General features: G+C 66.2%; 21 protein-coding genes. 10 read left to right on the forward strand and 11 right to left on the reverse strand.

The window, feature by feature from the left end:
* Window positions 1-23: 23 nt before the first annotated feature.
* The 3 genes from FPY90_RS08380 (at window position 24) to FPY90_RS08390 (ending at window position 2,859) form a co-directional block, all read left to right on the forward strand.
* Complete coding sequence (locus FPY90_RS08380; protein WP_498684970.1) at window positions 24-1,346, forward strand: phenylacetate--CoA ligase family protein; 1,323 nt, start codon at window positions 24-26, stop codon at window positions 1,344-1,346.
* A gap of 110 nt (window positions 1,347-1,456) precedes the next feature.
* On the forward strand, window positions 1,457-2,074 hold the full coding sequence (locus FPY90_RS08385) for a TetR/AcrR family transcriptional regulator (protein ID WP_071212818.1): 618 nt from the start codon (window positions 1,457-1,459) through the stop codon (window positions 2,072-2,074).
* An 83-nt stretch (window positions 2,075-2,157) separates the two neighbouring features.
* Complete coding sequence (locus tag FPY90_RS08390) at window positions 2,158-2,859, forward strand: nicotinamide mononucleotide transporter (protein WP_071212817.1); 702 nt, start codon at window positions 2,158-2,160, stop codon at window positions 2,857-2,859.
* Between the two features lie 90 nt (window positions 2,860-2,949).
* On the opposite strand, the gene FPY90_RS08395 is transcribed toward FPY90_RS08390, so the two are convergent.
* Genes FPY90_RS08395 through FPY90_RS08410 form a run of 4 tightly spaced genes read right to left on the reverse strand, consistent with a single transcriptional unit; the run spans window position 2,950 to window position 7,803 of the window.
* Window positions 2,950-3,540: a GNAT family N-acetyltransferase gene (locus FPY90_RS08395; RefSeq protein ID WP_498684973.1), complete on the reverse strand. Its 591-nt coding sequence runs from the start codon at window positions 3,538-3,540 to the stop codon at window positions 2,950-2,952.
* Complete coding sequence (locus FPY90_RS08400; RefSeq protein WP_498684974.1) at window positions 3,537-6,485, reverse strand: FtsX-like permease family protein; 2,949 nt, start codon at window positions 6,483-6,485, stop codon at window positions 3,537-3,539. The genes FPY90_RS08395 and FPY90_RS08400 overlap by 4 nt, the downstream gene beginning before the upstream one ends.
* Window positions 6,482-7,213, reverse strand: a complete 732-nt coding sequence (locus FPY90_RS08405; protein WP_498684977.1) for an ABC transporter ATP-binding protein — start codon at window positions 7,211-7,213, stop codon at window positions 6,482-6,484. Before FPY90_RS08405 ends, FPY90_RS08400 begins: the two co-directional genes overlap by 4 nt.
* Window positions 7,210-7,803: a PadR family transcriptional regulator gene (locus FPY90_RS08410; protein WP_498684978.1), complete on the reverse strand. Its 594-nt coding sequence runs from the start codon at window positions 7,801-7,803 to the stop codon at window positions 7,210-7,212. Before FPY90_RS08410 ends, FPY90_RS08405 begins: the two co-directional genes overlap by 4 nt.
* Window positions 7,804-8,098: 295 nt before the next feature.
* On the opposite strand from FPY90_RS08410, the gene FPY90_RS08415 reads away from it, so the two are divergent.
* Window positions 8,099-9,775, forward strand: coding sequence for a thiamine pyrophosphate-dependent enzyme (locus tag FPY90_RS08415; protein WP_071212812.1), 1,677 nt, complete (start codon window positions 8,099-8,101; stop codon window positions 9,773-9,775).
* A gap of 91 nt (window positions 9,776-9,866) precedes the next feature.
* Here FPY90_RS08415 and FPY90_RS08420 read toward each other — a convergent pair whose 3' ends face one another.
* Window positions 9,867-10,631 carry an SGNH/GDSL hydrolase family protein gene (locus tag FPY90_RS08420; RefSeq protein ID WP_071212811.1) on the reverse strand — a complete coding sequence of 255 codons (765 nt, stop codon included), beginning with the start codon at window positions 10,629-10,631 and terminating at the stop codon, window positions 9,867-9,869.
* Window positions 10,632-10,874: 243 nt separating this feature from the next.
* Here FPY90_RS08420 and FPY90_RS08425 point away from each other — a divergent pair, with 243 nt between their 5' ends.
* The 3 genes from FPY90_RS08425 to FPY90_RS08435 are packed head-to-tail and all read left to right on the forward strand — an operon-like array spanning window position 10,875 to window position 13,417.
* On the forward strand, window positions 10,875-11,264 hold the full coding sequence (locus tag FPY90_RS08425) for a hypothetical protein (RefSeq protein ID WP_498684979.1): 390 nt from the start codon (window positions 10,875-10,877) through the stop codon (window positions 11,262-11,264).
* Window positions 11,257-12,771, forward strand: coding sequence for a sensor histidine kinase (locus FPY90_RS08430; protein WP_083410916.1), 1,515 nt, complete (start codon window positions 11,257-11,259; stop codon window positions 12,769-12,771). The genes FPY90_RS08425 and FPY90_RS08430 overlap by 8 nt, the downstream gene beginning before the upstream one ends.
* The gene (locus FPY90_RS08435; protein WP_071212809.1) at window positions 12,749-13,417 is read left to right on the forward strand and encodes a response regulator transcription factor; all 669 of its coding nucleotides are present in this window, start codon (window positions 12,749-12,751) and stop codon (window positions 13,415-13,417) included. The genes FPY90_RS08430 and FPY90_RS08435 overlap by 23 nt, the downstream gene beginning before the upstream one ends.
* Before the next feature lie 135 nt (window positions 13,418-13,552).
* Here the strand turns inward: FPY90_RS08435 and FPY90_RS08440 are convergent, their stop codons facing one another.
* Together FPY90_RS08440 and FPY90_RS08445 are read right to left on the reverse strand one after the other, a co-directional pair.
* Window positions 13,553-14,443 carry a hypothetical protein gene (locus tag FPY90_RS08440; protein ID WP_071212808.1) on the reverse strand — a complete coding sequence of 297 codons (891 nt, stop codon included), beginning with the start codon at window positions 14,441-14,443 and terminating at the stop codon, window positions 13,553-13,555.
* A gap of 268 nt (window positions 14,444-14,711) precedes the next feature.
* A complete protein-coding gene (locus FPY90_RS08445; protein ID WP_071212807.1) occupies window positions 14,712-15,191 on the reverse strand; it encodes an ASCH domain-containing protein in 480 nt (159 codons plus the stop codon).
* 275 nt (window positions 15,192-15,466) lie between these two features.
* On the opposite strand from FPY90_RS08445, the gene FPY90_RS08450 reads away from it, so the two are divergent.
* Window positions 15,467-15,943, forward strand: coding sequence for a hypothetical protein (locus tag FPY90_RS08450; protein WP_498684980.1), 477 nt, complete (start codon window positions 15,467-15,469; stop codon window positions 15,941-15,943).
* A 56-nt stretch (window positions 15,944-15,999) separates the two neighbouring features.
* Here FPY90_RS08450 and FPY90_RS08455 read toward each other — a convergent pair whose 3' ends face one another.
* Window positions 16,000-17,217: a phosphotransferase gene (locus FPY90_RS08455; RefSeq protein WP_071212805.1), complete on the reverse strand. Its 1,218-nt coding sequence runs from the start codon at window positions 17,215-17,217 to the stop codon at window positions 16,000-16,002.
* 219 nt (window positions 17,218-17,436) lie between these two features.
* A complete protein-coding gene (gene paaZ / locus FPY90_RS08460) occupies window positions 17,437-19,566 on the reverse strand; it encodes a phenylacetic acid degradation bifunctional protein PaaZ (RefSeq protein ID WP_071212804.1) in 2,130 nt (709 codons plus the stop codon).
* Window positions 19,567-19,679: 113 nt separating this feature from the next.
* Between paaZ and FPY90_RS08465 the strand changes: the two genes are divergently transcribed.
* The gene (locus tag FPY90_RS08465; protein WP_071212803.1) at window positions 19,680-20,120 is read left to right on the forward strand and encodes a hotdog fold thioesterase; all 441 of its coding nucleotides are present in this window, start codon (window positions 19,680-19,682) and stop codon (window positions 20,118-20,120) included.
* 46 nt (window positions 20,121-20,166) lie between these two features.
* Here the strand turns inward: FPY90_RS08465 and FPY90_RS08470 are convergent, their stop codons facing one another.
* Together FPY90_RS08470 and FPY90_RS08475 are read right to left on the reverse strand one after the other, a co-directional pair.
* Window positions 20,167-20,403, reverse strand: coding sequence for a helix-turn-helix domain-containing protein (locus FPY90_RS08470; protein ID WP_071212802.1), 237 nt, complete (start codon window positions 20,401-20,403; stop codon window positions 20,167-20,169).
* Window positions 20,403-21,245, reverse strand: coding sequence for a hypothetical protein (locus tag FPY90_RS08475; RefSeq protein ID WP_498684985.1), 843 nt, complete (start codon window positions 21,243-21,245; stop codon window positions 20,403-20,405). Before FPY90_RS08475 ends, FPY90_RS08470 begins: the two co-directional genes overlap by 1 nt.
* A gap of 159 nt (window positions 21,246-21,404) precedes the next feature.
* On the opposite strand from FPY90_RS08475, the gene FPY90_RS08480 reads away from it, so the two are divergent.
* On the forward strand, window positions 21,405-22,292 hold the full coding sequence (locus tag FPY90_RS08480) for a serine protein kinase RIO (RefSeq protein ID WP_498684988.1): 888 nt from the start codon (window positions 21,405-21,407) through the stop codon (window positions 22,290-22,292).
* Window positions 22,293-22,502: the final 210 nt, after the last annotated feature.

The raw sequence follows: 22,502 nt of genomic DNA on the forward strand, positions 1-22,502 counted from the left end.
AACATCGCACGTAAGGCCACATCATGACCCAGACCTCCACCCGGATCGAACTGCCCAACCCGCTGGACCCGGAAGAAAGCATGAGCCGGGACCAGATCGAATCGATCCAGCTCACGCGGCTGCAGGAAACCCTGGCCTACGCGTACGACCGGGTTCCGCTGTACAAGGAAAAGTACGATGCCGCCGGGGTCCACCCGAGCGACCTGAAGGAACTGGCGGACCTGTCCAAGTTCCCGTTCACGGAAAAGGAAGACCTGCGCAAGACCTACCCGTTCGGCATGTTCGCCGTCCCGCAGCACGAGGTCGCCCGCATCCACGCTTCCTCCGGCACCACCGGCCGGGCCACCGTGGTCGGCTACACCCAGCAGGACCTGGACGACTGGGCCAAGATGGGCGCACGCTGCCTGCGCCTCTCGGGCGTCAAGCCGGGATGGAAGGTCCACAACGCCTACGGCTACGGCCTGTTCACCGGCGGCCTGGGAGCGCACGCCGCGGCCGAGCGCCTGGGCACCACGGTGATTCCGATGTCCGGCGGCCAGACCGAAAAGCAGATCACGCTGATCCAGGACTTCGAGCCGGACGCGATCCTGTGCACACCCACGTACCTGCTGACCATCGGCGATGCCATGCAGCGGGCCGGGATCGACCCGCGCAAGACCTCGCTGAAGACCGCGGTCCTGGGTGCCGAGCCGTGGACCGAGGAAATGCGCCACGAGCTCGAGGTCATGTTCGACATCGATGCCTGCGACATCTACGGTCTGTCCGAGGTCATGGGCCCGGGGGTGGCCGGCGAATCCAACGAGACCAAGGATGGCAGCCACATCTGGGAGGACCACTTCCGTCCGGAGATCATTGACGCCTTCGACGAGACCCAGGTCCTGCGCGACGGCGAGCACGGCGAACTGGTGTTCACCTCGCTGACCAAGCAGGCCCTGCCGATCATCCGCTACCGCACCCACGACCTCACCCGCCTGCTGCCGGGCACCGCACGGCCGGGGCACCGCCGCATGGGCCGGATCACCGGGCGCAGCGACGACATGATCATCCTGCGGGGCGTGAACCTCTTCCCGTCCCAGATCGAGGAAATCGCGTTGCGGGTGCCGGGCCTTTCCCCGCACTTCCAGCTGGAGATCACCCGGCCGGGCCGCATGGACCAGCTGGCGGTGCGCATCGAGCGCCGCGAGGACTGCGACGCCGACCGGGCGATCGCCGCCGGCAGGGAACTTGCCCGGGAAATCAAGATCCATGTCGGTTCGTCCTGCGAGATCGACGTCGTGGACCCCGGCTCCCTGGCCCGTTCCTCGGGCAAGCTGCGCCGCATCTACGACCTGCGCGAGAAGAAGTAGGCCGATCCCCTCCGCCTTGGGGGCGGGCGATGGACACGCCACCGCCCGCCCCCAAGGCGGCATCCCGGGCCGAATTTACGGACCGACCGTTCGTGAGAGAATGAGGAATCATGACTGCCAGCGTTACGAACTCCTCACCGACCAAGCGCGGTCGCCCCGGATACGACCAGGAATCCGTCCTCTCGATTGCCGTGGAGGTCTTCAACAAGCACGGCTACGACGCCACCTCCATGGGCAAGCTCGCCGAGAACCTGGGTATCAGCAAGTCCGCGATCTACCACCATGTTCCCTCCAAGGGCGACTTGCTGCGCTTGGCCCTTGACGAGGCGTTGGTGCCGCTCGAGGCCATCGCCGAGGACGAGCGTGCCAGCGTGGGCACCGCCGAGGAACGCCTGAAGTTCTTCCTCCGCTCCACGATCCGGGTCCTGGTCAAGCGCCAGCAATACGTGACGCTGCTGCTGCGGCTGCGCGGCAACACCGAGATCGAGCGCGACGCGCTCCAGCGCCGCCGCGCCGTGGACCGCAAGGTCTCTGACCTGGTGGTCGAGGCCCAGCGGGAAGGCTCGCTGCGCAGCGACATCGACCCGCGAACCACCACCCGGTTGCTGTTCGGCACCATCAACTCCCTGGTCGAATGGTTCAGGGAAGATGGAAACGTCACGGCCGAACAGGTCGAGGAGCACGCCATCACCATGATGTTCGATGGATTACACCAGAACGGCCAATAGGGTTCACCACGTCAAGTCGCGCTACGATCGATAGCTGAGGCACCGCCCCCACCGATTTTCTTTGTGAATAGGCAGCATTCTTCGTGGACGAACTTTTCTACAATCTCTTCACCCAGGCCCCCGGAACGGATTCCGGAACCCAGGTGGCACTCTTTGCCCTTTCGGCACTGCTCAGCTGCATCGCCATGGTGGTGCTCGCCCGGCGCAACGACCTGGGCTGGTGGGCACAGATCCTGGCCGTCTTCGCCGGCCCGTTGGTCATCGCCCTGCAATTCGAGGCATCCCTGCTCGCCTATGCCGTGCCTGCCCTGCTGGCGGCGGCCTTCGGCCTGTGGCGTTTCTCCAAGTTCGAGATCTCCGGGAAGTTCGGACGCAAGGTCATCCAGCGCGGGTTCAGCGTCAAGTCCCTGTTGGTCGGCGTGCTGCTGGTGCTGGTGTTCACAGCCCTGCGCATGGGCCGCATGCTGACATCCGGGTTCATCTTCACCGAGGGGACCGCATCCTTGTGGATCTCCTTTGCGGCCGAGGCCGCACTGATCGTGTCCCTTGTCGGCATCGCGTGCGGTTACCGCTGGGCCTGGCTGGCCAGCACCGCATCGGCCATCGTCTATGTCGCCCTGCTCTTTGACACCAACCCCGCACTGGCCCTGCTCGGCGTCACGGTCTTCCAGGCCCTGGCCGGAATCTACGGCTGGTTCGCCTGGCGCAACCTGCCCACCCAGGCCTCGATGGATGCCGATGCGGCACCCGGGGCAAAGTACCCGCCAAGCCCCTACACCGCATAGGCTGCATCGGCACAGGCGCGTTTTTCCGTCATGGCAATGGCCCGGAACCTTGTGGTTCCGGGCCATTGCCATCCAACGTCGATTCCCGGTTTACGCGGCTCCCGCAGGGGCGCGCGGCAGCGGAGGAACCAGTGCGGGGCCGTCGCTGCGCAGCCGGGCGCAGGTTTGCACGTCGTACCGCACCGCGTTCCCGTGTTCGTCCAGGTAGCGCAGCTTCGCGCGTTCCAGGCCCTCGATGCGGAACCCGGCGTTCCTGGCCACGCCCGCGGAGCCTGGATTGTTCACCCGGTAGGCCAGTTCGAGGCGAAAGAGCCCCAAGGACCCGAAGCAGTGCTCGGCCAGGCCGGCTGTCGCCCGCGAGGCCAACCCCGTGCCACGGGCTTCGGGTGCGACCCAGTACGAGACCCATGCCGTGTCGTGGCGGCGGTCGATCGCGCCGGCCATCACGTGCCCGACCGCCCTGCCCGCCACGTCGATGGCGAACGCCACGGCGCCCTGGTTCCCGGGGCCGATCCACTGTGCCACCCAACGCCGCGCGGCTGCCTCGGTCCCGAGCGGTTCCCCGGCCTGCGCCGCCATGTCGTCGCTGTCGAAGGCCTCGAGAATCGCGGCAAGGTCTTGTCCGGAGTCGGTCCAGGGACGCAGGCGGCCGGCGGTCGGCGAATGGTCAACTGTGGTCATCCGCCCATCCTAGCTGCGCGGATGCGGCGCGGAACCATGAGCCAACCGACCAGTCCAGCCAACGGAGGGACGGCCACAAGCACCGTCAGCGGCGCCAACAGCCGCGGATCCACGGTTCCCTCCATGACGACGAGCAGCAGTAGCACCGGCATGGCCCCGAGCAGCATTCCCAGCACCGTGCCAAGCAGCGCGGTGAATCCGGCCTGCGCGGCCCCGAAACGGCGGCGGGTTTCCAGGGAAGCGCCGACTCCCGCCATGACCCGGGCATCAGGCCGTCCGTCGGCGAGCGCCAGGCCGGTGGTCACCGCCACGGTGCCCAGCACCAGCAGCCCGGCGGCGATGCCCAGCAGCCAGGGCAGCAACACCATGAGCCGGTCCATTCCCGAGGGTTCGATCCTCGTTTCGAGGCTGACGCCCAGCCGCTCCAGGTCCTTGTTCACGGCCCGGATTTCCTCCGTGTTCAGGCTCTTCCCCAGATCGACCAGCAGGGTCGAGTCTGCGATGAATCCCCCGGTGCCGATCATCGCTTCCTTGGACATCATGACCGGCGGCACGTTCCGGTGGGGGACGCGCACCTCGAGGGCGTCGATCTCGAAGGCATCCTTCACCGGAATGCCCAGCAGCGCCCCGGCGGGACTTGCATAAAAGTATCCGCGCTCGACTTCCGGAAGCCCCATGTCCGGAATTCCCAAGGCCACGCGCTGCTGGTCGGTGACGAATTCGGGCACCGTGACGATGGCTTTGCCCTTCCCGAAGGCCTCGCCTGCCGCGGGCGTGTAGGACTTGTCCAACAGGAGCTTGAGCCCCGCCAGGTCGGTGATGGTTGCGGAGTTCTCGGCATGCACCGAGGCCCCGCTTCCGTTGCCGTCCACCCCGCAGTACCGTGCAGTGAATCTGTCCGACTCCCAAATGCTCTGCGCCACGGCTTGCGTGCGTGCTTCCAACCCCGCCAGGTCCGGAGCGGTGCTGCTGTCCATGTCCTGGTGTCCGTAGCGGCAGATGCTGCTCGGTGCCAACAACGCGACCCACGGCCCCCCGGAGGAATCCCCGGTGCCCGGCTGCCGTTTGCCTGCATGGAACGACCCCTGCCTGGCACTGGACAGCGGAGCATGGCCAGAGCGTTCGAGTTGCTCGATGACCTCCGCGGCCTTGGTCCGGGCATCATTCTCGTTGACAGACAAGTCTTCTTCCGTGCCGGACATGAGGAAGATCGCTTGGAGGTTCGGGGGCTTGGTGGGCTCCGCAAACCCGGCACCGGACACCGTGTGCCCGGCAGCCAGGGCCAATGCCGTGGCCAGCGCCGTGCCGGCGATCACCGCGGCAACCGCGGGCACTGTGCGCCCGTGGTTGCGCTGGATGTCGCGCACCGCGAGCCGCCCGGCCAGCGGCAACCTGTGCCCGGCGTTGCCGAGCACCCTCAGGATGAACCCGATCGAGAGCATCAAGCCCACGGTGCACAGCACCATCCCGGCAATAAATCCGCCCGCCACCAAGCTGCCGCGCTCGTTGAGCACTCCGTAGCTGCCGGCTCCGAACCCCAGCACCAGCGCCACGGACCAACAGGCTGCACCCAACCCGAGGAACACAAACCCAAGCACCGGGATCCTGGGCCGCGCCGAGGGGCTCGCCTCGGCGCGCAGCGCGGAAAGTGCCGCATTGCGGGACACCGACCGCGCGGGCACCAGGGCGGCGACCACGGCGCTGGCCAGGCCCAGCAGGACAAGTGCGGCGATGATGCTCCAGGGGACATGCCAACCGGGGAAGCCCCCGGCGTTCGCCTCGCTCCACCAGGTCACGCCCCGGGCCCCGGCCAGGCCCAGGCCCGTGCCCAGCAGTACCGCGCTCCCGCCCAGGAAGAGACCCGAGTACCCACCGATCCACCTGATCACCCCGGCGTCGGCGCCGTTGGCGCCCAACAGCGCAAAGGTCCGGCGTTGCCGCTTTGCTCCCACGGCGAAGGCGGCACCGGCCAGCAGCCCCACCTCCAGGAAGACGAAGAACCCAACGGTGGAGATCGCCATGAACCTGAACAATGCCTCGGCCCTCGCGTCGTCGCCCGAGGATCCCGTCCACAGGCCACTGGCGGGAGGGTCGATGATGAAGTCCCTGGCGTAGCTGCCGATCCCCAGGGCATTGAGCGCTGCCTGCCGCTCCAGGTCGATCTCCATCCCCTCCACGAAGACCGAGAAGTACGCGTGTTCCGCCTCCTTGGCCATCGGGTGTCCCGGGGCAAGGAACACCGCCGGGGATTCGAACCCGCCAATCCCCAGGCTGAGCCCGAGTCCGCTGCCGCTGAGTCCCATGCCGACTGACTGCTCCGCAATCCCGTTGATCGGGTACCCGGCGTCCCCCAGCACCAGCCGCCCTCCGATGCCCAGCCCGGTGGCATCGGCAAGATCCCGGTTGATGGCCACCGACTCCCCCGTGCCCCAGGCACCGGCCAACAGCGTGTAGCGCCCGGTGAAACGCGGGTCCTGAAGCTCCCCGACCGTTACCTCGGTTTGCACCTCGCCGTCCGCGCCCGGGAACTTGAGGTAGCCGTTGCGCACCACGGTGCTCGAGGCGCCCTCGTCGAGCTGTTTCAGGATCGCCGGCACATCCGCTGCACCAGTTGTCTCTTCCTCGGGGCCCGGATCGCCATTGCTGGCGGACTGGAAGGGGTCGTTCGGGTTCTGCACGGCACCGAGGGGGTACTCGCTGCCCAGCAGCTGCAGGTCAAATCCGCCCAGCTGCCTGCTCGCGTTTTCCGGTCCCGTGGGGACGGCGCTGTCGATGAGCGTCACGGCCAGCACCATCAGCATCAGTGGCAGGGCGATCAATGACAGCACCAGTGCCGAAGTCGATTTGTTGGCGCGGATGTCGCGCAGCGCCATCCTGCGGGCCAGGGCGCGTCCGCCGGCTTGGCCGGTGGGTCCCTGGGTTCCGGAGCGCGGCTTGAACATCATCGGTTCACCAACAGCGAGGCCGGGTCGTTTTGCAATGCGGTCTGGTCCACGATGCGCCCGTCCTTGAGGAACACCACGCGGTCCGCCCATCCCGCATGCCGGGGCTCGTGGGTCACCATGACCACCGCGGCCCCGGCATCCGCGCGCTGGCGCAGCACCTCGAGGACACCGTTGCCGGTCACCGAGTCCAGGGCACCGGTGGGTTCGTCGGCAAGGATCAGTGAGCGCTCGCCAATGATGGCGCGGGCGATGGCGACCCGTTGTTGCTGGCCGCCGGAGAGCTGGTCCATGAACCTCCCGGCCAGGTGTTCGATGCCGACCTGGCGCAGGGCGTTGCGCGCCGCCCGGTGCGCCTTGGCCGGCTTCCAGCCGTCGAGTTCCAGCGGCAGTGCGGCGTTTTCCACCGCGGTCAGCGTGGGTATCAGGTTGAAGTCCTGGAAGACGTACCCCACGGCCCGGCGGCGCAGCCGGGCCAGGTTGGCCAGGCCCAGCGAACCCAGCGGCGTGTCCTGGATGAACACCTCCCCGCTGGTGGCGGTGTCGAGCCCTCCGGCCAGGGCCAGCAGCGAGGACTTGCCCGAACCCGAGGGGCCCATCACCGCGACGAACTCCCCCTCGTCGACGCTGAAGGAGACATCGCGCAACGCGGCAACCGAGGTGTCCCCGGTGCCGTAGGTCTTGGTCACGCCCGCCAGCTCCAGCAACTGTCGGTTCCCCGGCGCGCTCACGAGAGTTCCCGGGTGCGCGCCGGTGCGGCCACCGAGGCCGCGATGCCTGCCCCAGCCACGGAGGGCTTGGCCATGGTCAGCATTTTCTCCTCGCAGTGGTCCAGCCACTTCAGCTCGGCATCTGCCGAGTAGATCAGCGATTCCAGGACCAGCCGCCAGGAAAAGTCCTCTGCCTTGTTGGCCTTGTCGGCCTCGCGCCGGGAACGCACGTATCCCTGCATGGCGTGGATGGTCGAGAGCCGTTGGGTCTGGATGACCGCGGCGACATCGACCCGCGGTGTTCCCAGCGCCAGGGCGAGCTTGATGGCCAACTCGTTGCGCGGCGGGGTGCTGGGGGCCACCGGGGTGGAGAACCAGGCGGCGACCTCCATCCGCCCCGCCTCGGTGATGGCGTAGTAGCGGTGCCCGCGTTCGTCCGTGCCCAGGTCGCTGACCAGACCGTCGCGTTCCAGCCGGTCCAGTGTCGTGTAGACCTGCCCGATGTTCAGCGGCCAGGTGCTTCCGGTGGAACGCTCGAACTCCTCGCGCAGCTCGAACCCGTAGCGTTGCTGCTGTTCCAGCATGACCAGCAATGAATGCTTGATTGACAAATCGACCCCTAAATACTCAGTATGCTTCCGACCATCTTACATACTCGGTATTCAAGCGACGCGAGGCCAAACCCGGGATCCCGATTTCACCGGGAGGTTCGATAGCAAAAACAAGTCATAGTGATCAACAACCCATTGTGACAGAAGCATTTCGTACCATACTTAGGGTCGGTCCCGAGCATCATGTACATTTGCTGGAACTTCAGAATTCGTTCGACCCGACGCGGCACAATGACGTGACCGCCGTGCAACACATGTCGCCGTTCGCCGCGGTGACAGCAAGGAGCAATGACGCATGAGCACCCAAGTACTGCAAGAACCCGCCGAGGTCCAGGTGCCGACCAAGAAGTCGGCCGGACACATCATCGTCGACACCCTGGTGGCCCACGGTGTCGAGCGCACCTACGTGATTCCCGGGGAAAGCTACCTCGACGTCCTGGACGGACTGCACCGCTCCCCCATCGAAACCGTCGTGTGCCGCCACGAGGGCGGCGCCGCCTACATGGCCGAGGCCGACGGCAAGATGCACCAGCGCCCGGGCATTGCCATGGTGACCCGCGGACCGGGTGCCGCCAACGCGCACGTCGGCCTGCACACCGCATGGCAGGATTCGACCCCGATGGTGCTCTTCGTCGGCCTGATCCCCTTCGCCCACCGGGACCGCGAGGCCTTCCAGGAATTCGACATCAAGGGATGGTTCGACACCGGCGCCAAGCGCGTGATGGTCCTGGACCACGCGGAGCGGGCCTCGGAAATCGTGGCCGAAGCCATGTTCGCAGCCATGAGCGGACGCCCCGGCCCCGTGGTCGTCGGACTGCCCGAGGACGTCATCCGGGAAATGGTCGACCCCGCCCTGCACCCGGTCATCCCGGTGGCCACCGGCGGCATGACCGTGACCGACTGGAAGGAACTCAAGAACGCACTCGAGCAATCCTCCAAGCCCCTGTTCGTCCTGGGCGGCAACGACTGGACCCAGGAAGGAACCACCCAGCTGACCTCCTGGCTCGAGGAACACCACCTCCCGGCAGCCGTCGAATGGCGCTGCGAGGGAAACATCCCCTTCAGCTCCCCGTCCTACGTGGGTCCCATCGGCTACGGCCGCCCGAAACCCACCTACGACCTGCTCGAGGAAACCGACCTGCTGATCTTCGTCGGCACCGTCCCGGGCGACGTCATCACCGACGGCTTCCTGGTGCGCCAGGACTGGTCAAAGAAGAACTTCCTGGTCACCATCGACCCGTCCCTGCGCGGCCGCTCCGGCCCGGTCTCCCACCAGATCGTCTCCAAGCCCGATGTCTTCGTGCGGGACCTGGTCATGATGGAATTCTCCGGCAAGCCCGAGTGGAGGTCCTTCACCGAACGCATGCGCGGCGAACAGGAAAAGTTCGCGGCCCTGCCCCCGGCCACGCCCTCGGCGGGGCCTGCACGCATGGACACGCTCATGGCCAACCTGGTCCCGTCCCTGCCCAAGGACGCCATCATCACCCTGGGCGCCGGCGAGCACACCAACTGGGCGCACCGCTACTTCCCGACCGAGGAATACGCCTCGATGATTTCGGCCCGCAACGGGTCCATGGGGTATTCGGTGCCCTCCGCCATCGCGGCCTCGCTGAACTTCCCGGGCCGCCGCGTGGTCACCATCGCCGGTGACGGCGAGTTCCTGATGAACGGCCAGGAACTGGCCACCGCGGCACAGTACGGCGCCACCCCGCTGGTCATCGTGATGGACAACCAGGAGTACGGAACCATCCGCACCCACCAGGAACGCCACTACCCGGAACGCATTTCGGGCACCCAGCTCAAGAACCCGGATTTCGCATTGATGGCCCAGGCCTTCGGCGGTTTCGGCATCCGCGTCGAGAACGACGCCGATGTTCCCGCCGCCCTCGAGGCAGCACTCTCGGCGATTGACGAGAAGGGCCAGTTCGCCCTCGTCCACCTGATCGTGGAGCAGCGCGTCAAGGCCTACTGACCCGGCTCCGCGCCGAAAACCAACGGTGCCTGTCGCATCCCCGCCTGCGGGGAAGCGGCAGGCACTTGCCGTTTGCTGCGGGCCAGCCGCCTCAGCCACCGCTCGAACGGCGGTCCTGCAAGACCTCGAGCAGGAACTCCGCCCAGTGACCGTAACCAGCCACCGAGGCATGAAAACGGTCGGTGGCAAAGAAGGCCTCCCCGAGCGGCGGATCATCGGCAAAGGAGACGAAGTCCAGCCCCAGTTCCGCGCACACTCCCGCCGAGACTGCATCCAGGCGGCTGGCCCGGCGTTCCAGGAACTCGTTCAGCGGTGTCGGAAGTGCCGGGAAGTACCGAAACGGCGGGACCCCTGCCACCACGATTTCCCGGTCCCTGCCCGGATCCAGGAAGGCCCCCAGCACCGCCCGCAGGTCACTGCCCCAATGCGCGGGGCTCCGTCCGGACATCGCGTCGTTGGCCCCGGCGACCAGCACGACGATGTCCGGGTCGTGTTCCTGGATGAGTCCGAGCACTTCATGCCGGATGCGTTCCAAGGTGGCGCCGTTCGCGCCATCGGCTTCCCAGGCCACCGGGCGGTGCCGCCGCGCCGAAAGGCGCACCGCCAGCTGGCCGGTCAATGCCACGGAGTGTGTGGGAGCCCCGGTCCCGGCAACGTTGGAATCCCCGATGACCAGCAACCGCAGCGGCACCCCGCCGCTTCCGGCCGCATCGACCAGGCCCCAGTTGGGTCCGGCCGCTTCCTCGAGTCTCGGGATGTTCCTGGCGATCCGGTGTCCCTGCAGCAGGGAGGGCCCCGCCTGGACGGCATCCAGCCAAACACGCCGGATTCGTTCGATACCAACGAAGCCGCTCATCGTGGTTCCCTTCGCATAGCCCTGCCCCTGAACCAGCCAACGCTCCCCCCGCCACGGTTTCCCGTGCCGTCCCAGTCCTCAGGGTCGACCTTCCCCGTTCCCCTGTCAATGCGCCGGATGCGGGGAAACCGCATCCACCTTGTTGCACGGGCTGGCCGGTTGCCGGGGGCTTGCTGCGGGAAACGACGCCGACATGGGCTCCCTCTCATTTGGGTCTCATCAATCTCGGCCATACTTGGGTTCATGGGATTGGGAAAGATCGGCAAGATCGCGGCCGCGCTGGTGGCGCTCTTGGCACTGGGTTTCGGCGCCTACGTGGTTGCCCTGGAACTTTCGGCTCCGCCGGCGGTGAACCTGGGCCCGGGGATCACGATCGAGCAAGGCACCGCACCGGCCACTCCGTCATCGACATCCGCGACGCCCAGCCCATCGGCCGTGCCCACGCCAACGCCCAAGCCCACGAAGTCGACTACGCCCAAGCCCACGACCAGCCCCCCGTCCAAGAAACCCACCGTCCTGCCCAGCAAGTCGGCGCCGGTCAAGCCGCTGCCGCCTTCCAAGGCCTACGACGATGATGACGACGATGATGATGATGACGGGGACGACGGGGACGACGGGGACGACGATGATTAGGATCCCCGAGCTCGCCCAACAACTGGCCTCCGCGCCCGAAGGCACCCGTTTTGCCCGCCGCGGGTTCTCCGTCCGCACCCGGGTGCTGGCCGGGATGCTCGGGTTGATGACGCTTGCCTTCGCCGTCACCGGAACCGTGGTCTACCTCTTGCAGGTCAAGACCATGGACGCCCGCATAGACGACTCGCTCAAGCGCAGCGTCCAGGAGTTCCAGGTGCTCACCGCGCGCAGTTCCGAACTGGCGACCGCCGCCGAACCCCTCACGGCCGAGGTGCTGCTGTACACCGCAATGCAGCAAACCCTGCCGGCACGGCACGAGGGGATGCTGAGCCTGGTCAACCAGAAGGTGCGTTGGACCGCCCCCGAGGTCGTGCAGACCCGTCTGGAAAACGACCCGGGATTCGTCGCCTGGGCGGTGCACGACGCACCGGACGAGCAGATCATGCTGCAGACCGTGCCGACCAGCCAGTCCACCTACCGCGCGGTGAGCATACCGCTGACCGTCACCCAGCCCCGGACCCCGGCCCACCTGGTGTTCGCCTACGACTACACGGCCGAGAAGCAGGCACTGAACCGCGGCTTCGTGATGTACATGGTGGTCGGGATGGTCATCCTGCTGGCCGCGGGAACCGCCGGATGGCTGCTGGTGGGCAGGTTCCTGCGCCCCGTGGCGCTGCTGCGCGACACGGCCCGGAAGATCTCCGAATCCGATTTGTCCCAGCGCATCGAGGTCGTCGGGCGCGACGACCTGGCCGAGTTGACGATCACCGTCAACGCCATGCTGGACCGCGTGGAAAACGCCATGGTCTCCCAGCGGCAGCTGCTGGACGACGTGGGCCACGAACTACGCACACCGGTGACCATCATCCAGGGTCACCTCGAACTCATGGACGCCAACGATCCGGTGGACGTGAACCAGTCGCGGGACATCGCCCTGGCCGAACTGGACCGGATGTCCCTGCTGATCAACGACCTGGTCACCCTGGCCACCTCCAACAGCGTCGATTTCGTCCAACCCGTGCCCACGAACATCGGCACGCTGCTGGACGACTTGCTGGACCGGGCCCGCCCGCTGGGCGAAAGGGCCTGGCGGATCGGGCACCGCGTGGAGGCCGTGGCCAACGTCGATCCCCAGCGGATCACCCAGGCCATGCTGCAGCTGTGTTCCAACGCGGTGAAGTTCTCCGCCGACGGGTCCACGATTACCATGGGAACCAATGTCACCCACGGCACCAACGAGGAATCGGTGCTGCGCCTCTGGGTGCGCGACGAGGGGGTCGGCATCGGGGTCGAGGACCAATCGCGGATCTTCGAGCGCTTCGGGCGTGGCCGCAACTCCAAGCGCACCGAGGGTTCGGGCCTGGGCCTGAACATCGTCTCGGCCATCGCCGAGGCGCACCACGGGTCCGTCGGGGTCAGCTCCGACGTGGGCGTCGGGTCCACCTTCGTCATTGAGATCCCCACCAGCCTGGAAAGAGAAGAAGATGAGCCGGATACTGATCATTGAGGACGAGGAGCGCATCAGCTCCTTCGTTGCCAAGGGACTGAAGTCCTCCGGCTTCCAGCCGACCGTCGCCGACACCGGCAAGGAGGGCGGCTACCTGGCCCAGACCGGGGACTTCGAGCTGATCATCCTTGACCTCGGGTTGCCCGACGAGGACGGGTTCTCGGTGCTGTCACGGATCCGCTCCACGAATGTCGACACCCCGGTCATCATCCTGACCGCGCGTTCAAGCATCGACGACACCGTCGCCGGGCTCGAGGGCGGTGCGGACGACTACATGGCCAAGCCCTTCCGCTTCGAGGAGTTGCTGGCCCGGGTGCGCCTGCGGCTGCGTCCGCAGGCAGCGGTGCCCGAGGACCAGGTGATCCGCGTGGGGCCGTTGGAGCTTGACGCCGCCAGCCGCCGCACCCGCCTGCACGGGCGCGAGATCGACCTCTCGGCCAGGGAATTCGGGTTGGCCGAGGCCTTCATGCGCAACCCCGGGCAGGTCCTCAGCCGCGAGCAACTGCTCTCCCGGGTCTGGGGCTATGACTTCGACCCGGGTTCAAACGTCGTGGACGTGTACGTGCGCTACCTGCGCAACAAGCTGGGCGCCGAATGGTTCACCACGGTCCGCGGCATGGGTTACCGCTTCGAGGAACCGAGCTAGCCGGGCAGCGGGCCCGGGCGGCCGGCGAGGTTGCGGCAGCGGGTCCCGCCGGACGCTCCGGCACGGTTTGCGCACCTGACGCGCTCCGGCCGGATGCCCGAAAAGGGCACCCGGCCGGAGCGCTTCCTTGCTTGCCTACTTGCAGGTGACATCCACCCAGTAGGTGTGGTTGCCGTCGGCGTGGTCCGCGACGGTCACCGCCACGTCCGAGGTCGTGCCCTTCACCTTGGCCGCGGATCCGTCGGGCGCCTGGACGGACACGATGGTGCAGCCGGGCTGGCTGGCCACGCGGATGGAGTGCGTGCCCTGCTCGGTTGCCTCGAAGTGGGCCTCGTGGAAGGCCAACACCGCCGGGTTCCATTCGGAGAACTTCACGTTGTGGGCGCCGTTGGTGTCGGTCCACGTGGCGGCGTAGCCGTCCATGGCCACCCCGTCCTTCCAGAACCTCACGTCGATCTCGACGATCATGTCGCTGAGGACCTTGTAGTTGTCCACCTTGCTGTAGCGCGGCACGAAACAGTTCTTGCTGCCCCGGTCCGAGCAGTCCAACCTGTCGGTGGGGGTGACCCAGACCTTGTAGACCCCGCCGTTGTTCGGGGTGTCGGCGTACGGGAACAACTGGACGGTTGCCCCTCCGTCTTCACCGTCGAGCCCGGTGGCGTGGGCGCAGGCCCCCGAGGGCGAGGTGTCCTGGATGACACCGCTGGCATTCACCGTGAACTGGCGACAGGCAACCGGGTCCGAAGACAGCAGCACCTTTCCCGAGGGATCGGTGACCTGGAAGGAATAGGTTCCGGCGGGCAGTCCCGCCGCGTCGTCGGGAGCGTTGATGCCGGGCCCGCCGTTGAGGTAGACATCTTCCTTGGCGTCGTAGACGTTCAGGTTGACCGGAGTGCCGGTGACATCCGAGGTGAAGATCGCCCCGGAGAGCTGGGTGCCTGCCGGCGGTGCCGCGGTTGCCGGGGCCACCAGCATGGTCGCGCAAGCGATGAAGATTGCGCTGGGAATGGCAAAGATCTTGTTCATGGGATCCCTCTGATCGACGAGTTGGATACTGCATCCGGCACCCAACAGATCGATTGCACTCCCAGCAAGCACGAGCCCCACCTTGTGTTCCCCACAAGGACCCTGTGGATATGCTGCGTTCCAGATGTACGAAGAGTACGTCCGCCACAACGGGCGGACAACAGGTGGGGCTACCAGTTAACTACCCGAACTTGCGTGCAGCACTCGGATTCGGCTCCCCATGACTACGCATGGAACTCGGTTTCGGGCTTGTCATTCCCCGCCCGGATCAGGTGCCGGCTGCTTCGGGTTCAATGCCGGCAGGTGCCGGTGTCCAGGCAATCCGGAAGCGTTCGAAAACGATCGGGTCGTCCTCGCTCCAGCTCCGCCCGCGGGCGGCCTCCGTGCGCTGCCAGTACCTGCGGTGTTCACGCCGCCAGCTTTCCAGGGACAGGTCATCCTCGCCCTCGTCCCTGGCAAAATCGGCGTCGGCGTCGTTGAAGGTTCCCAATCTCAGTTCGATGCTGCGCAAGATGACCCTTGGGGTTCCCTCGCCGTCGCAGGCAATCCAGTGCGAGCCAACTCGGGGCAGGGATGCCCCGTCGTCCAGGAATTCCCGGGCCAGGGTCGAGGTGGCGCGCTTGCTGCCATGGATAACTTCCCGCAGCAGGGCATCGGCCAGCTCGGCCGAATCCCCAAAGCGTTCGACCGAATACTCGGCGCAGAGGCGCACGGCATCCGGGTGGGCTGCTGCGTACGAATCCCACATCCGGGCGGCGGCTTCCGTGTCCAAGCGGCTTGCATTGGCGTCTTCTGGTTTCACAAACCACAGTATGCCACCGCGGTCCCGCAGTGATCAGGCAAGACATCGCGTGGGTACGAAGACGTGCCCTGCGCTGCCGGGCGCATGAACGCGGCGGGTGCCGGTTCCTGGAACGGAACCGGCACCCGCCGCGTGTCTTCTAGTCTTTTGTCCGTTAGGCGGCGCTGGCAGCCGAGGGAGCGGACTGCGGCGACATCGGGGACACCGGGGAGACAGCCGACTTGGCCGACACCGGGGAAACAGCGGACTTCGCCGACACCGGCGAGACGGCCGACTTCGCCGACACCGGGGAAACGGCCGACGTGGCCGACACCGGGGAAACAGCGGACTTCGCCGACACCGGCGAGACGGCCGACTTCGCCGACACCGGGGAAACAGCGGACTTCGCCGACACCGGGGAAACAGCGGACTTCGCCGACACCGCAGAGACCGCGGGCTGTGCCGAGTCGGCCACCGCGGCCGAGGTTTCGGCCTTTTCGGCGACGCGCTCCACGGAGGAGAATCCTTGCTGCGCCGCGCTTTCCTGCATGATCACGGTCTCGTTGACCGGGACGATTGGCTGGGCGACCGCAACGCCAGCGCCGATGGCGACTACGCCCAGCGCACCGGTGATGGACCAAAACGTACGTGACTTCTTCATGGCTGCGAACCTCTCGTTCATTGTCTTGCTCTTGATCTGCTTCAAGCATGGCCAATGAATGTGAGCCGAAGAGGAGAGCCGGATGAGAAAGCTCTCATCTTCGCCGCCGGGGGCCTATTCGGCGCGGGCCAGCAACTGTTCCACCAATGCCAACCGGGCCAGGGCCACGGCATGCCAGTCGGGATTCGCCTCGTCGCGGGCTCCTGCCACGAGCGACAGGACCACGCACGCTGCCCGGGCATACAGTCCATTGGCCGAGACCCCGCGGTTCCCGAGTTCGGTCTCGAAGGCCGCGGCATAATCCTCGAAGTAGCCGTTGACGCGCCCGTAGCGCGCGTCCAGGTCGGGCAGGACCGCCAAGTGCCCCAAGAAGCAGGCCAGGTCGTCAACCAGGTACCCTGGGCCGGCCGAATCAATGTCGAGCAGCCCGGTGATGTTCCCGTTCTCGACGAAGATGTTCGCCTCGTAGAAGTCCCCGTGGCTGGGCACCAGGTCACCGCGGTGCGCGGTTTCCAGGATGCGGGCCAGGCGTGTGAGCAGCTCACCGATAGGTCCGGCCTGGTCGGGGACGGCGGTTTGCGCGGCATGCCCGTACCAGCCCAGGCGGTCGGACCAAGCCGGCCGAGCCGGGACCTCCAGGAGTGCTTGCGGCAGCGCGTCGAGCAGCCCGATGATGTGTTGCGGTGCCAGCGGCAGTTCCGGGGCGTGCATGAGATCCTCGGCCAGGGGCACCCCGTGGGCGCGGTGAAAGGCCAGGACCCCGTCGATCGGCGGCCCCGCCGGTATCGGTGCCGGGATTCCGGCGGACAACAACGCCAGGTGTTTCTCGTGCAGCAGTTCGGCGTCCTTGCGCAGCACCTTGAGAAACAATTGCTGCCCGTCGCCGAATCGCGCCAGCATCACTGCCCGGCGCAACGGTCGATAGGCCAGGGTGCGCAGTTCCTCGATCACCCGGCCCCCGCCCCAGTGTTCCTCGACCAGCGCCGGGGTGGTTGCCAGGGGAAGTCCGGGCAGCAGCGGGTCGGCCGGGTGAAGCCAGACGACAATACTTCCCTGTCCGCTGTCCAGCTGCACCGTCCCCTCGGGAACCGTCTCGAGCTTTTCGGCCGTGGCCCCCAGGTACAGCGTGGAGGATCCATCGGTGGCCTCGAAGACCCCGGAGACCCCGGCGCCGGGCCGGTGGTGCAACTCGGCCACGGTGATCTTGGCATCCGCCAGCCCCATGGGCCGAACGACATCGGCCAGGATCCCGGCGAACTGCGGCGACCCAAGGAATTCAAGTTGTTCGCGTTCGGTCCAGGCGTTCGCATCCTTGATGACCGGTGCATTCATCGAATCCTCGTTCCTCGTGTGTGCTCGGGGGCTATCCGGCGCAGGGCCATGCGGAAGTTGGGTACCTTGCCCTGCCCGCTACCTTCTCACATCCAGGGCGCGGCCGACCACGCGGCCCGCCCGCATTCCCGGCCAACGGCAATGGCCGGCCGCCTGCACCCGCGAAGGGAGCCAGGCGTCCGGCCAATGGAAGTGTCCGCGCCGACGCGCGGCCCGGGGCTACTTGCCCCAGTTGGCGTAGGTGGTGTCTTCCTTCTCCACCAGGGTCAGCACATCGTAGGTGGCCACGATCTCGCCATCCTGGTTGTTGATGACCGCATCCCATGCGACCTCGCCGTACTCGTCGGTGACGCGCGGGGTGATCTTCTTGGCGGTCAGCGTGACCCGGATCGAGTCCCCGTCCGGCACCGGGGTGATGAAGCGCAGGTTCTCCAGGCCGTAGTTCGCCAGGACCGGTCCCGGGGCGGGCTGGACGAAGAGTCCCGCGGCCCAGGAGACCAGCAGGTACCCGTGGGCGACGATGCCGGGGAAGAACGGGTTGGCCTCGGCCGCGGCGCGGTCGGTGTGCGCGTAGAAGGTGTCGCCGGTTTCGTTGGCGAACGCCGTGATCTCCTCCAGGGACACCTTGCGCAGCGGCGAGGCGAAGGCGTCCCCGATCTCCAGCTCGGCCAGCGACTTGCGGAACGGGTGGATGGCACCGGCGACGGCACCGAATTCCGGATCCCCGGCAATCACGCGGTCGGCACCGGTGTGCCAGACGCCGGTGACGGCGGTGAGCATGTTGGGCGAGCCTTGGATGGCGGTGCGCTGCATGTGGTGCTTGACCGAGCGGATGCCGCCGAGTTCCTCGCCGCCGCCGGCGCGGCCCGGGCCGCCGTGGACCAGGTGCGGCACCGGGGAACCGTGGCCGGTGGACGACCGGGCGGTTTCGCGGTTGAGCATGTGCACGCGCCCGTGGTGCGAGGCGATGCCGGTGGTCAGGACCCGTGCCGTGTCCGCGTCGTTGGTGCAGACCGTGGCCACCAGGGAGCCCGAGCCCATGGCCGCCAGGCGGATGGCATCATCCAGGTCGGTGTAGCCGATCACCGAGGAGACCGGGCCGAAGGCCTCGCGGCTGTGCACGGCCTGGTTTTCCACGTCGTCCCAGGTGAGGATCAGCGGGGACATGAAGGCCCCGGCATCCACGGTCTTTTCCTCTCCGCCGGTGGTGCGGACCACCGGTGCGTCAAGTGTGCCGTAGGCGATCTCGCCGCCGGCGGCGATCATGTCCTCGACGGCGCCGCGGACGTCGCGCAGCTGTTCCAGGGAGGCCAGGGCTCCCATGGTGACGCCCTCGGCACGCGGGTCGCCAATGACCACGCGAGCATCGAGGCGCCCGCCCACGGCCTTGACCACGTCGTCGACCAGCGCTGCCGGGACGATGTTGCGGCGGATGGCGGTGCACTTCTGGCCGGCCTTCGACGTCATTTCCGTGGTGACGGCCTTGACGAAGGCGTCGAATTCCGGGGTTCCCACCACGGCGTCCGGGCCCAGGATCGCCGCGTTGAGCGAGTCGGTCTCGGCGGTGAAGCGCACTCCGCCGTCGATGACGTTCTTGTGGGCCTTCAGCGCCGAGGCGGTGGAGGCCGAACCGGTGAAGGAGAGCATGTCGCGGTAGTCAAGCACGTCCAGCAGGGTCCGGGCGGAACCGGAAATCAGCTGGATGGAACCGGCGGGCAGGATGCCGGATTCGACCATCAGGCGCACCATCGCCTCGGCGACGTAGCCGGTGGGGGTGGCTGGCTTGGCGATGGTCGGCACCCCGGCGATGAAGGCGGGTGCGAACTTCTCGAGCATGCCCCAGACCGGGAAGTTGAAGGCGTTGATCTGTGCCGCAACGCCCGGGATGCGGGTGTAGATGTGCTCGCCGGCGAAGGATCCGTCGCGCGAGAGCACTTCCATGGGTCCGTCGAGGATGACGTTGGAGTTGGGCAGTTCGCGCCGGCCCTTGGAGGAGAAGGTGAACAGCACGCCGATGCCTCCGTCGATGTCCACCATCGAGTCGATCTTGGTGGCGCCGGTGCGGTAGGAGATCTCGTAGAGTTCCTCGCGGCGTTCGTTGAGGAATGTGGCAAGTTCCTTGAGCTTGAGGGCGCGTTCGTGCAGGGACAGCTTGCCCAGTTCGCGCTGGCCGACGGTGCGGCCGTACTCGACGACCGCGGCAAGGTCCAGGCCGTCGCTGTTGACCGTGGCCAGGGGCTCACCGGTGTTGGCATCCAGCACGGAGGTCCCACCGTCGGGATCGGAGGGGGTCCACCAGGAGTTTTGGACGAAGCTGGGAACGAGTGGAGCCATGGGAGTTGTCGTCATCGACGAAATCCTTCCTGAACGATCGGTCAGTATTAGCAACCACAGTACAGTATGGGGAAGAACGCCACGAGCCTCGGGCGTCACACAGCCTCGAATTTCAGGAGAAATGCAGCATGAGCGCAGAGCGCCCCACCGCGCCCACCCCGGAAGCCTCCATCGACGGAGTCTGGCAAATTGCCCTGGGCGAGCTTGATATCAAGATGGGCGTCAAAATCATCGAGGAATCGGTGCAGAAGGTCGTGGCCACCATGCCGGTGGAGGGAAACCGCCAGTCATTCGGGTTGCTGCACGGCGGCGCCTCGCTGGCCGTGGGCGAGGCCGTCGGCTCCTGGGCCGCGGTGAAGCACGCCTCGACCATGGGCAAGTCCGCGGTGGGCGTGGACGTCTCGGCCACCCACCACAAGGGAACACGCGAGGGGATCATCACGATCACCGCAACCCCCATCAGCCTGGGCAGGCGCATGGCAAGCCACCAGGTCGTCATCGACAACGAGGCCGGCGAGCGCCTATGCACCCTGCGGATCACCAACCTGATCATCGACATCAAGAAGTAGTCCAGCAACGCCACCTACACAAGGTCGGCAGGCGAGCGTTGGCCTGCTACCGCTCCGGCACGTAGCTGAGCAGTTCCCCGACTTCACAGTCCAGGGCTTTGCAGATCGCCTGCAGCGTGGAGAAGCGCATTGCCCTGGCACGGTTGTTCTTGAGAATCGACAGGTTCACCACGCTGATATCCACCCGCTCGCCCAGTTCGACCAGCGTCATCGACCTTTCTTCAAGCAATTCCCCCAAGTGGCATCTGATCTCGGTGTGGTCCTCGGACTCTTCGCGAGCCACTAAATCAGTCCTGCCGTGTCTTTTTGCATTTCGAGTCCGCGCTTGAATATCTGCGCCGTGGTGAACAGTCCAAGCCCGGCCCAGAGCGGCCAGAAATTCACTTGAAGCGCGAACCCGCTTGGCTCCAGCTGGCCAATGATGTCATTCAGGCTTTCGCGGCCCATGCTGGCCGTATCCCAGTGCGCCCCGACAACTCCCAGCACCTGCTCGGATGCCTGCAACCCCGCAATGCCTTCGAGCACCTGCCAGACCAGCCCGCACACCACAATCACCACGGCCGCGGCGGAGAACCACTTGACGAGCGCCGGCCTGAAGCTCGAATTCTTGAGGTGTCCGTTGCACATGCTGATGACCGCTGCCCCAATGAAAAGTGCCGCAATCCCCTGAAGAAGCTCTCCCGCCCCGAGCAGCCACCGCGTTCCGGATGCCAGTCCCTGGACTTCGACGAGGGCCTCGGTGAATCCACCGGAAACCACCTGAGCGGTTGGCCCCTCCACACCCGCACTTGCGGGGATCTGCGGCCAGAACTCCTGCACCGGCATGCTGATTCTCAGATTGGGACTCATCGCGATCTCGGCAAGCCGGTAGATTGTTGCTCCGCCGGCAATCACCACGTAGGCGATGGCCACCCACCGAGTAAGTCCAACTTCCGGGGTCCCGCCCTTCCGGTGCACATACGGCGCCACAAGCAGTGCCACCAGAAGCGCCATAAGCAACATGACGATAGTTCCCAATATGGACATTGTCCCGGCTCCGCCCCGCTTGATGTAGACCGGGGAGGAAGCTCCCCGGACCTTCATGCAACCATAATGCTTATCGTTATGCTCGGCAATGGCACCCATCCCGACCCAAAGCCCATGATCCCAAGTGATTGACACACGCCAATGAGTTGTGGTGTCCTTGAAGCGACTGCAACAGTAACTACCTGAGGAGGAAACCAATGAGTGTCCCAGCCGTGACCCCGGATCCATGCTTTCCTTCCCACAGGAGTTACTCCAGCAATGCAGAATTACGTAGAAAACAGCTTTCCAGACACCTTTGAACGGCGATCCGCGGGCGCCAACACCAAGCACACCGATCGCGCGGATGACTGGAACTATCTTGACGACCAGCTCTCGGAATCACAGCGCTGGTCAACCTGGCCGGCCACCGAGAAACTCATGCGGGGGCCCTTGCCCTACCCCGAGTTCGTCATCGAAGATGCCGGTGCCATCGACACCGAGCTCGGCGTGCTCAAGACCGGCAAGGAGGCCGACGTCTTCTTGGTCGAGCGGGCCACCTCGGACCAACACGTGTTGTTGGCTGCCAAGCGTTACCGTTCACCGGAGCAGAGGTCCTTCACCCGGTCCTCGACCTACACCGAGGGGCGAAACGTCAGGCGCTCACGTGATGCCCGGGCCCTGAAAAACGGCAGCACCTACGGGCGGCTCGTGGAGGCCTCGCGTTGGGCCAGTTCCGAATGGCAATACCTCCGGCTCTGTTTCGAGGCAGGCGCCCCGGTTCCCTATCCGGTACAGATCATGGGCACGGAAATCCTGATGGAGTTCATCGAGGATCCCGAGGCCCCGGGCGCCGCGGCACCGCGCCTGCAACATGTGCGCCCCGACCCCGAGCGGCTGGTCCGCTACTGGGAACAAATCGTGGACGCCATGAAGGTCTTTGCGCGGCTGGGATTTGCCCATGGGGACCTCTCCCCCTACAACGTGCTCGCCGCCGGGGACCGTATCGTCGTCATCGACTTGCCGCAATTTGTCGACCTTGCGGGGAATGAACGCGGTGTCGGGCTGCTGCAACGCGACTGCCAAAACATCTGCGGCTGGTTCCGGTCGCGCGGCTTGGATGTCGACGGAGAGGAACTGCTGGCCGAACTCATCGCCGAGGCCTGGTAGGCATCCGGAGCCCCGACAACCGCTCCACACCCGCACGGGCTAAATTGGTTCATTCGCCGTGCTGGTATCGGGCACCCATCGGAGCTATCGTTAGCCATCAAAAACGCTTGGGCCGCGCAAACGACACGAAACCACTCGCACCATTCGGCAGGAAAATGCGGCCACGTGGCCACCGCTGGCCCTCACATTCGGTACCTTGAGCAATTCCCA

The organism is Arthrobacter sp. C2, assembly GCA_024207135.1.
GTDB lineage: Bacteria > Actinomycetota > Actinomycetes > Actinomycetales > Micrococcaceae > Paeniglutamicibacter.

Excerpts from the sequence above, each read along its gene's own strand:
- FPY90_RS08380 (WP_498684970.1), top strand. The coding sequence starts at position 24 with ATGACCCAGACCTCCACCCGGATCGAACTGCCCAACCCGCTGGACCCG.
- FPY90_RS08385 (WP_071212818.1), top strand. The coding sequence starts at position 1,457 with ATGACTGCCAGCGTTACGAACTCCTCACCGACCAAGCGCGGTCGCCCC.
- FPY90_RS08395 (WP_498684973.1), bottom strand. The coding sequence starts at position 3,540 with ATGACCACAGTTGACCATTCGCCGACCGCCGGCCGCCTGCGTCCCTGG.
- FPY90_RS08400 (WP_498684974.1), bottom strand. The coding sequence starts at position 6,485 with ATGATGTTCAAGCCGCGCTCCGGAACCCAGGGACCCACCGGCCAAGCC.
- FPY90_RS08415 (WP_071212812.1), top strand. The coding sequence starts at position 8,099 with ATGAGCACCCAAGTACTGCAAGAACCCGCCGAGGTCCAGGTGCCGACC.
- FPY90_RS08420 (WP_071212811.1), bottom strand. The coding sequence starts at position 10,631 with ATGAGCGGCTTCGTTGGTATCGAACGAATCCGGCGTGTTTGGCTGGAT.
- FPY90_RS08425 (WP_498684979.1), top strand. The coding sequence starts at position 10,875 with ATGGGATTGGGAAAGATCGGCAAGATCGCGGCCGCGCTGGTGGCGCTC.
- FPY90_RS08430 (WP_083410916.1), top strand. The coding sequence starts at position 11,257 with ATGATTAGGATCCCCGAGCTCGCCCAACAACTGGCCTCCGCGCCCGAA.
- FPY90_RS08435 (WP_071212809.1), top strand. The coding sequence starts at position 12,749 with ATGAGCCGGATACTGATCATTGAGGACGAGGAGCGCATCAGCTCCTTC.
- FPY90_RS08440 (WP_071212808.1), bottom strand. The coding sequence starts at position 14,443 with ATGAACAAGATCTTTGCCATTCCCAGCGCAATCTTCATCGCTTGCGCG.
- FPY90_RS08445 (WP_071212807.1), bottom strand. The coding sequence starts at position 15,191 with ATGTGGGATTCGTACGCAGCAGCCCACCCGGATGCCGTGCGCCTCTGC.
- FPY90_RS08455 (WP_071212805.1), bottom strand. The coding sequence starts at position 17,217 with ATGAATGCACCGGTCATCAAGGATGCGAACGCCTGGACCGAACGCGAA.
- paaZ (WP_071212804.1), bottom strand. The coding sequence starts at position 19,566 with ATGACGACAACTCCCATGGCTCCACTCGTTCCCAGCTTCGTCCAAAAC.
- FPY90_RS08465 (WP_071212803.1), top strand. The coding sequence starts at position 19,680 with ATGAGCGCAGAGCGCCCCACCGCGCCCACCCCGGAAGCCTCCATCGAC.
- FPY90_RS08475 (WP_498684985.1), bottom strand. The coding sequence starts at position 21,245 with ATGGGTGCCATTGCCGAGCATAACGATAAGCATTATGGTTGCATGAAG.
- FPY90_RS08480 (WP_498684988.1), top strand. The coding sequence starts at position 21,405 with ATGCAGAATTACGTAGAAAACAGCTTTCCAGACACCTTTGAACGGCGA.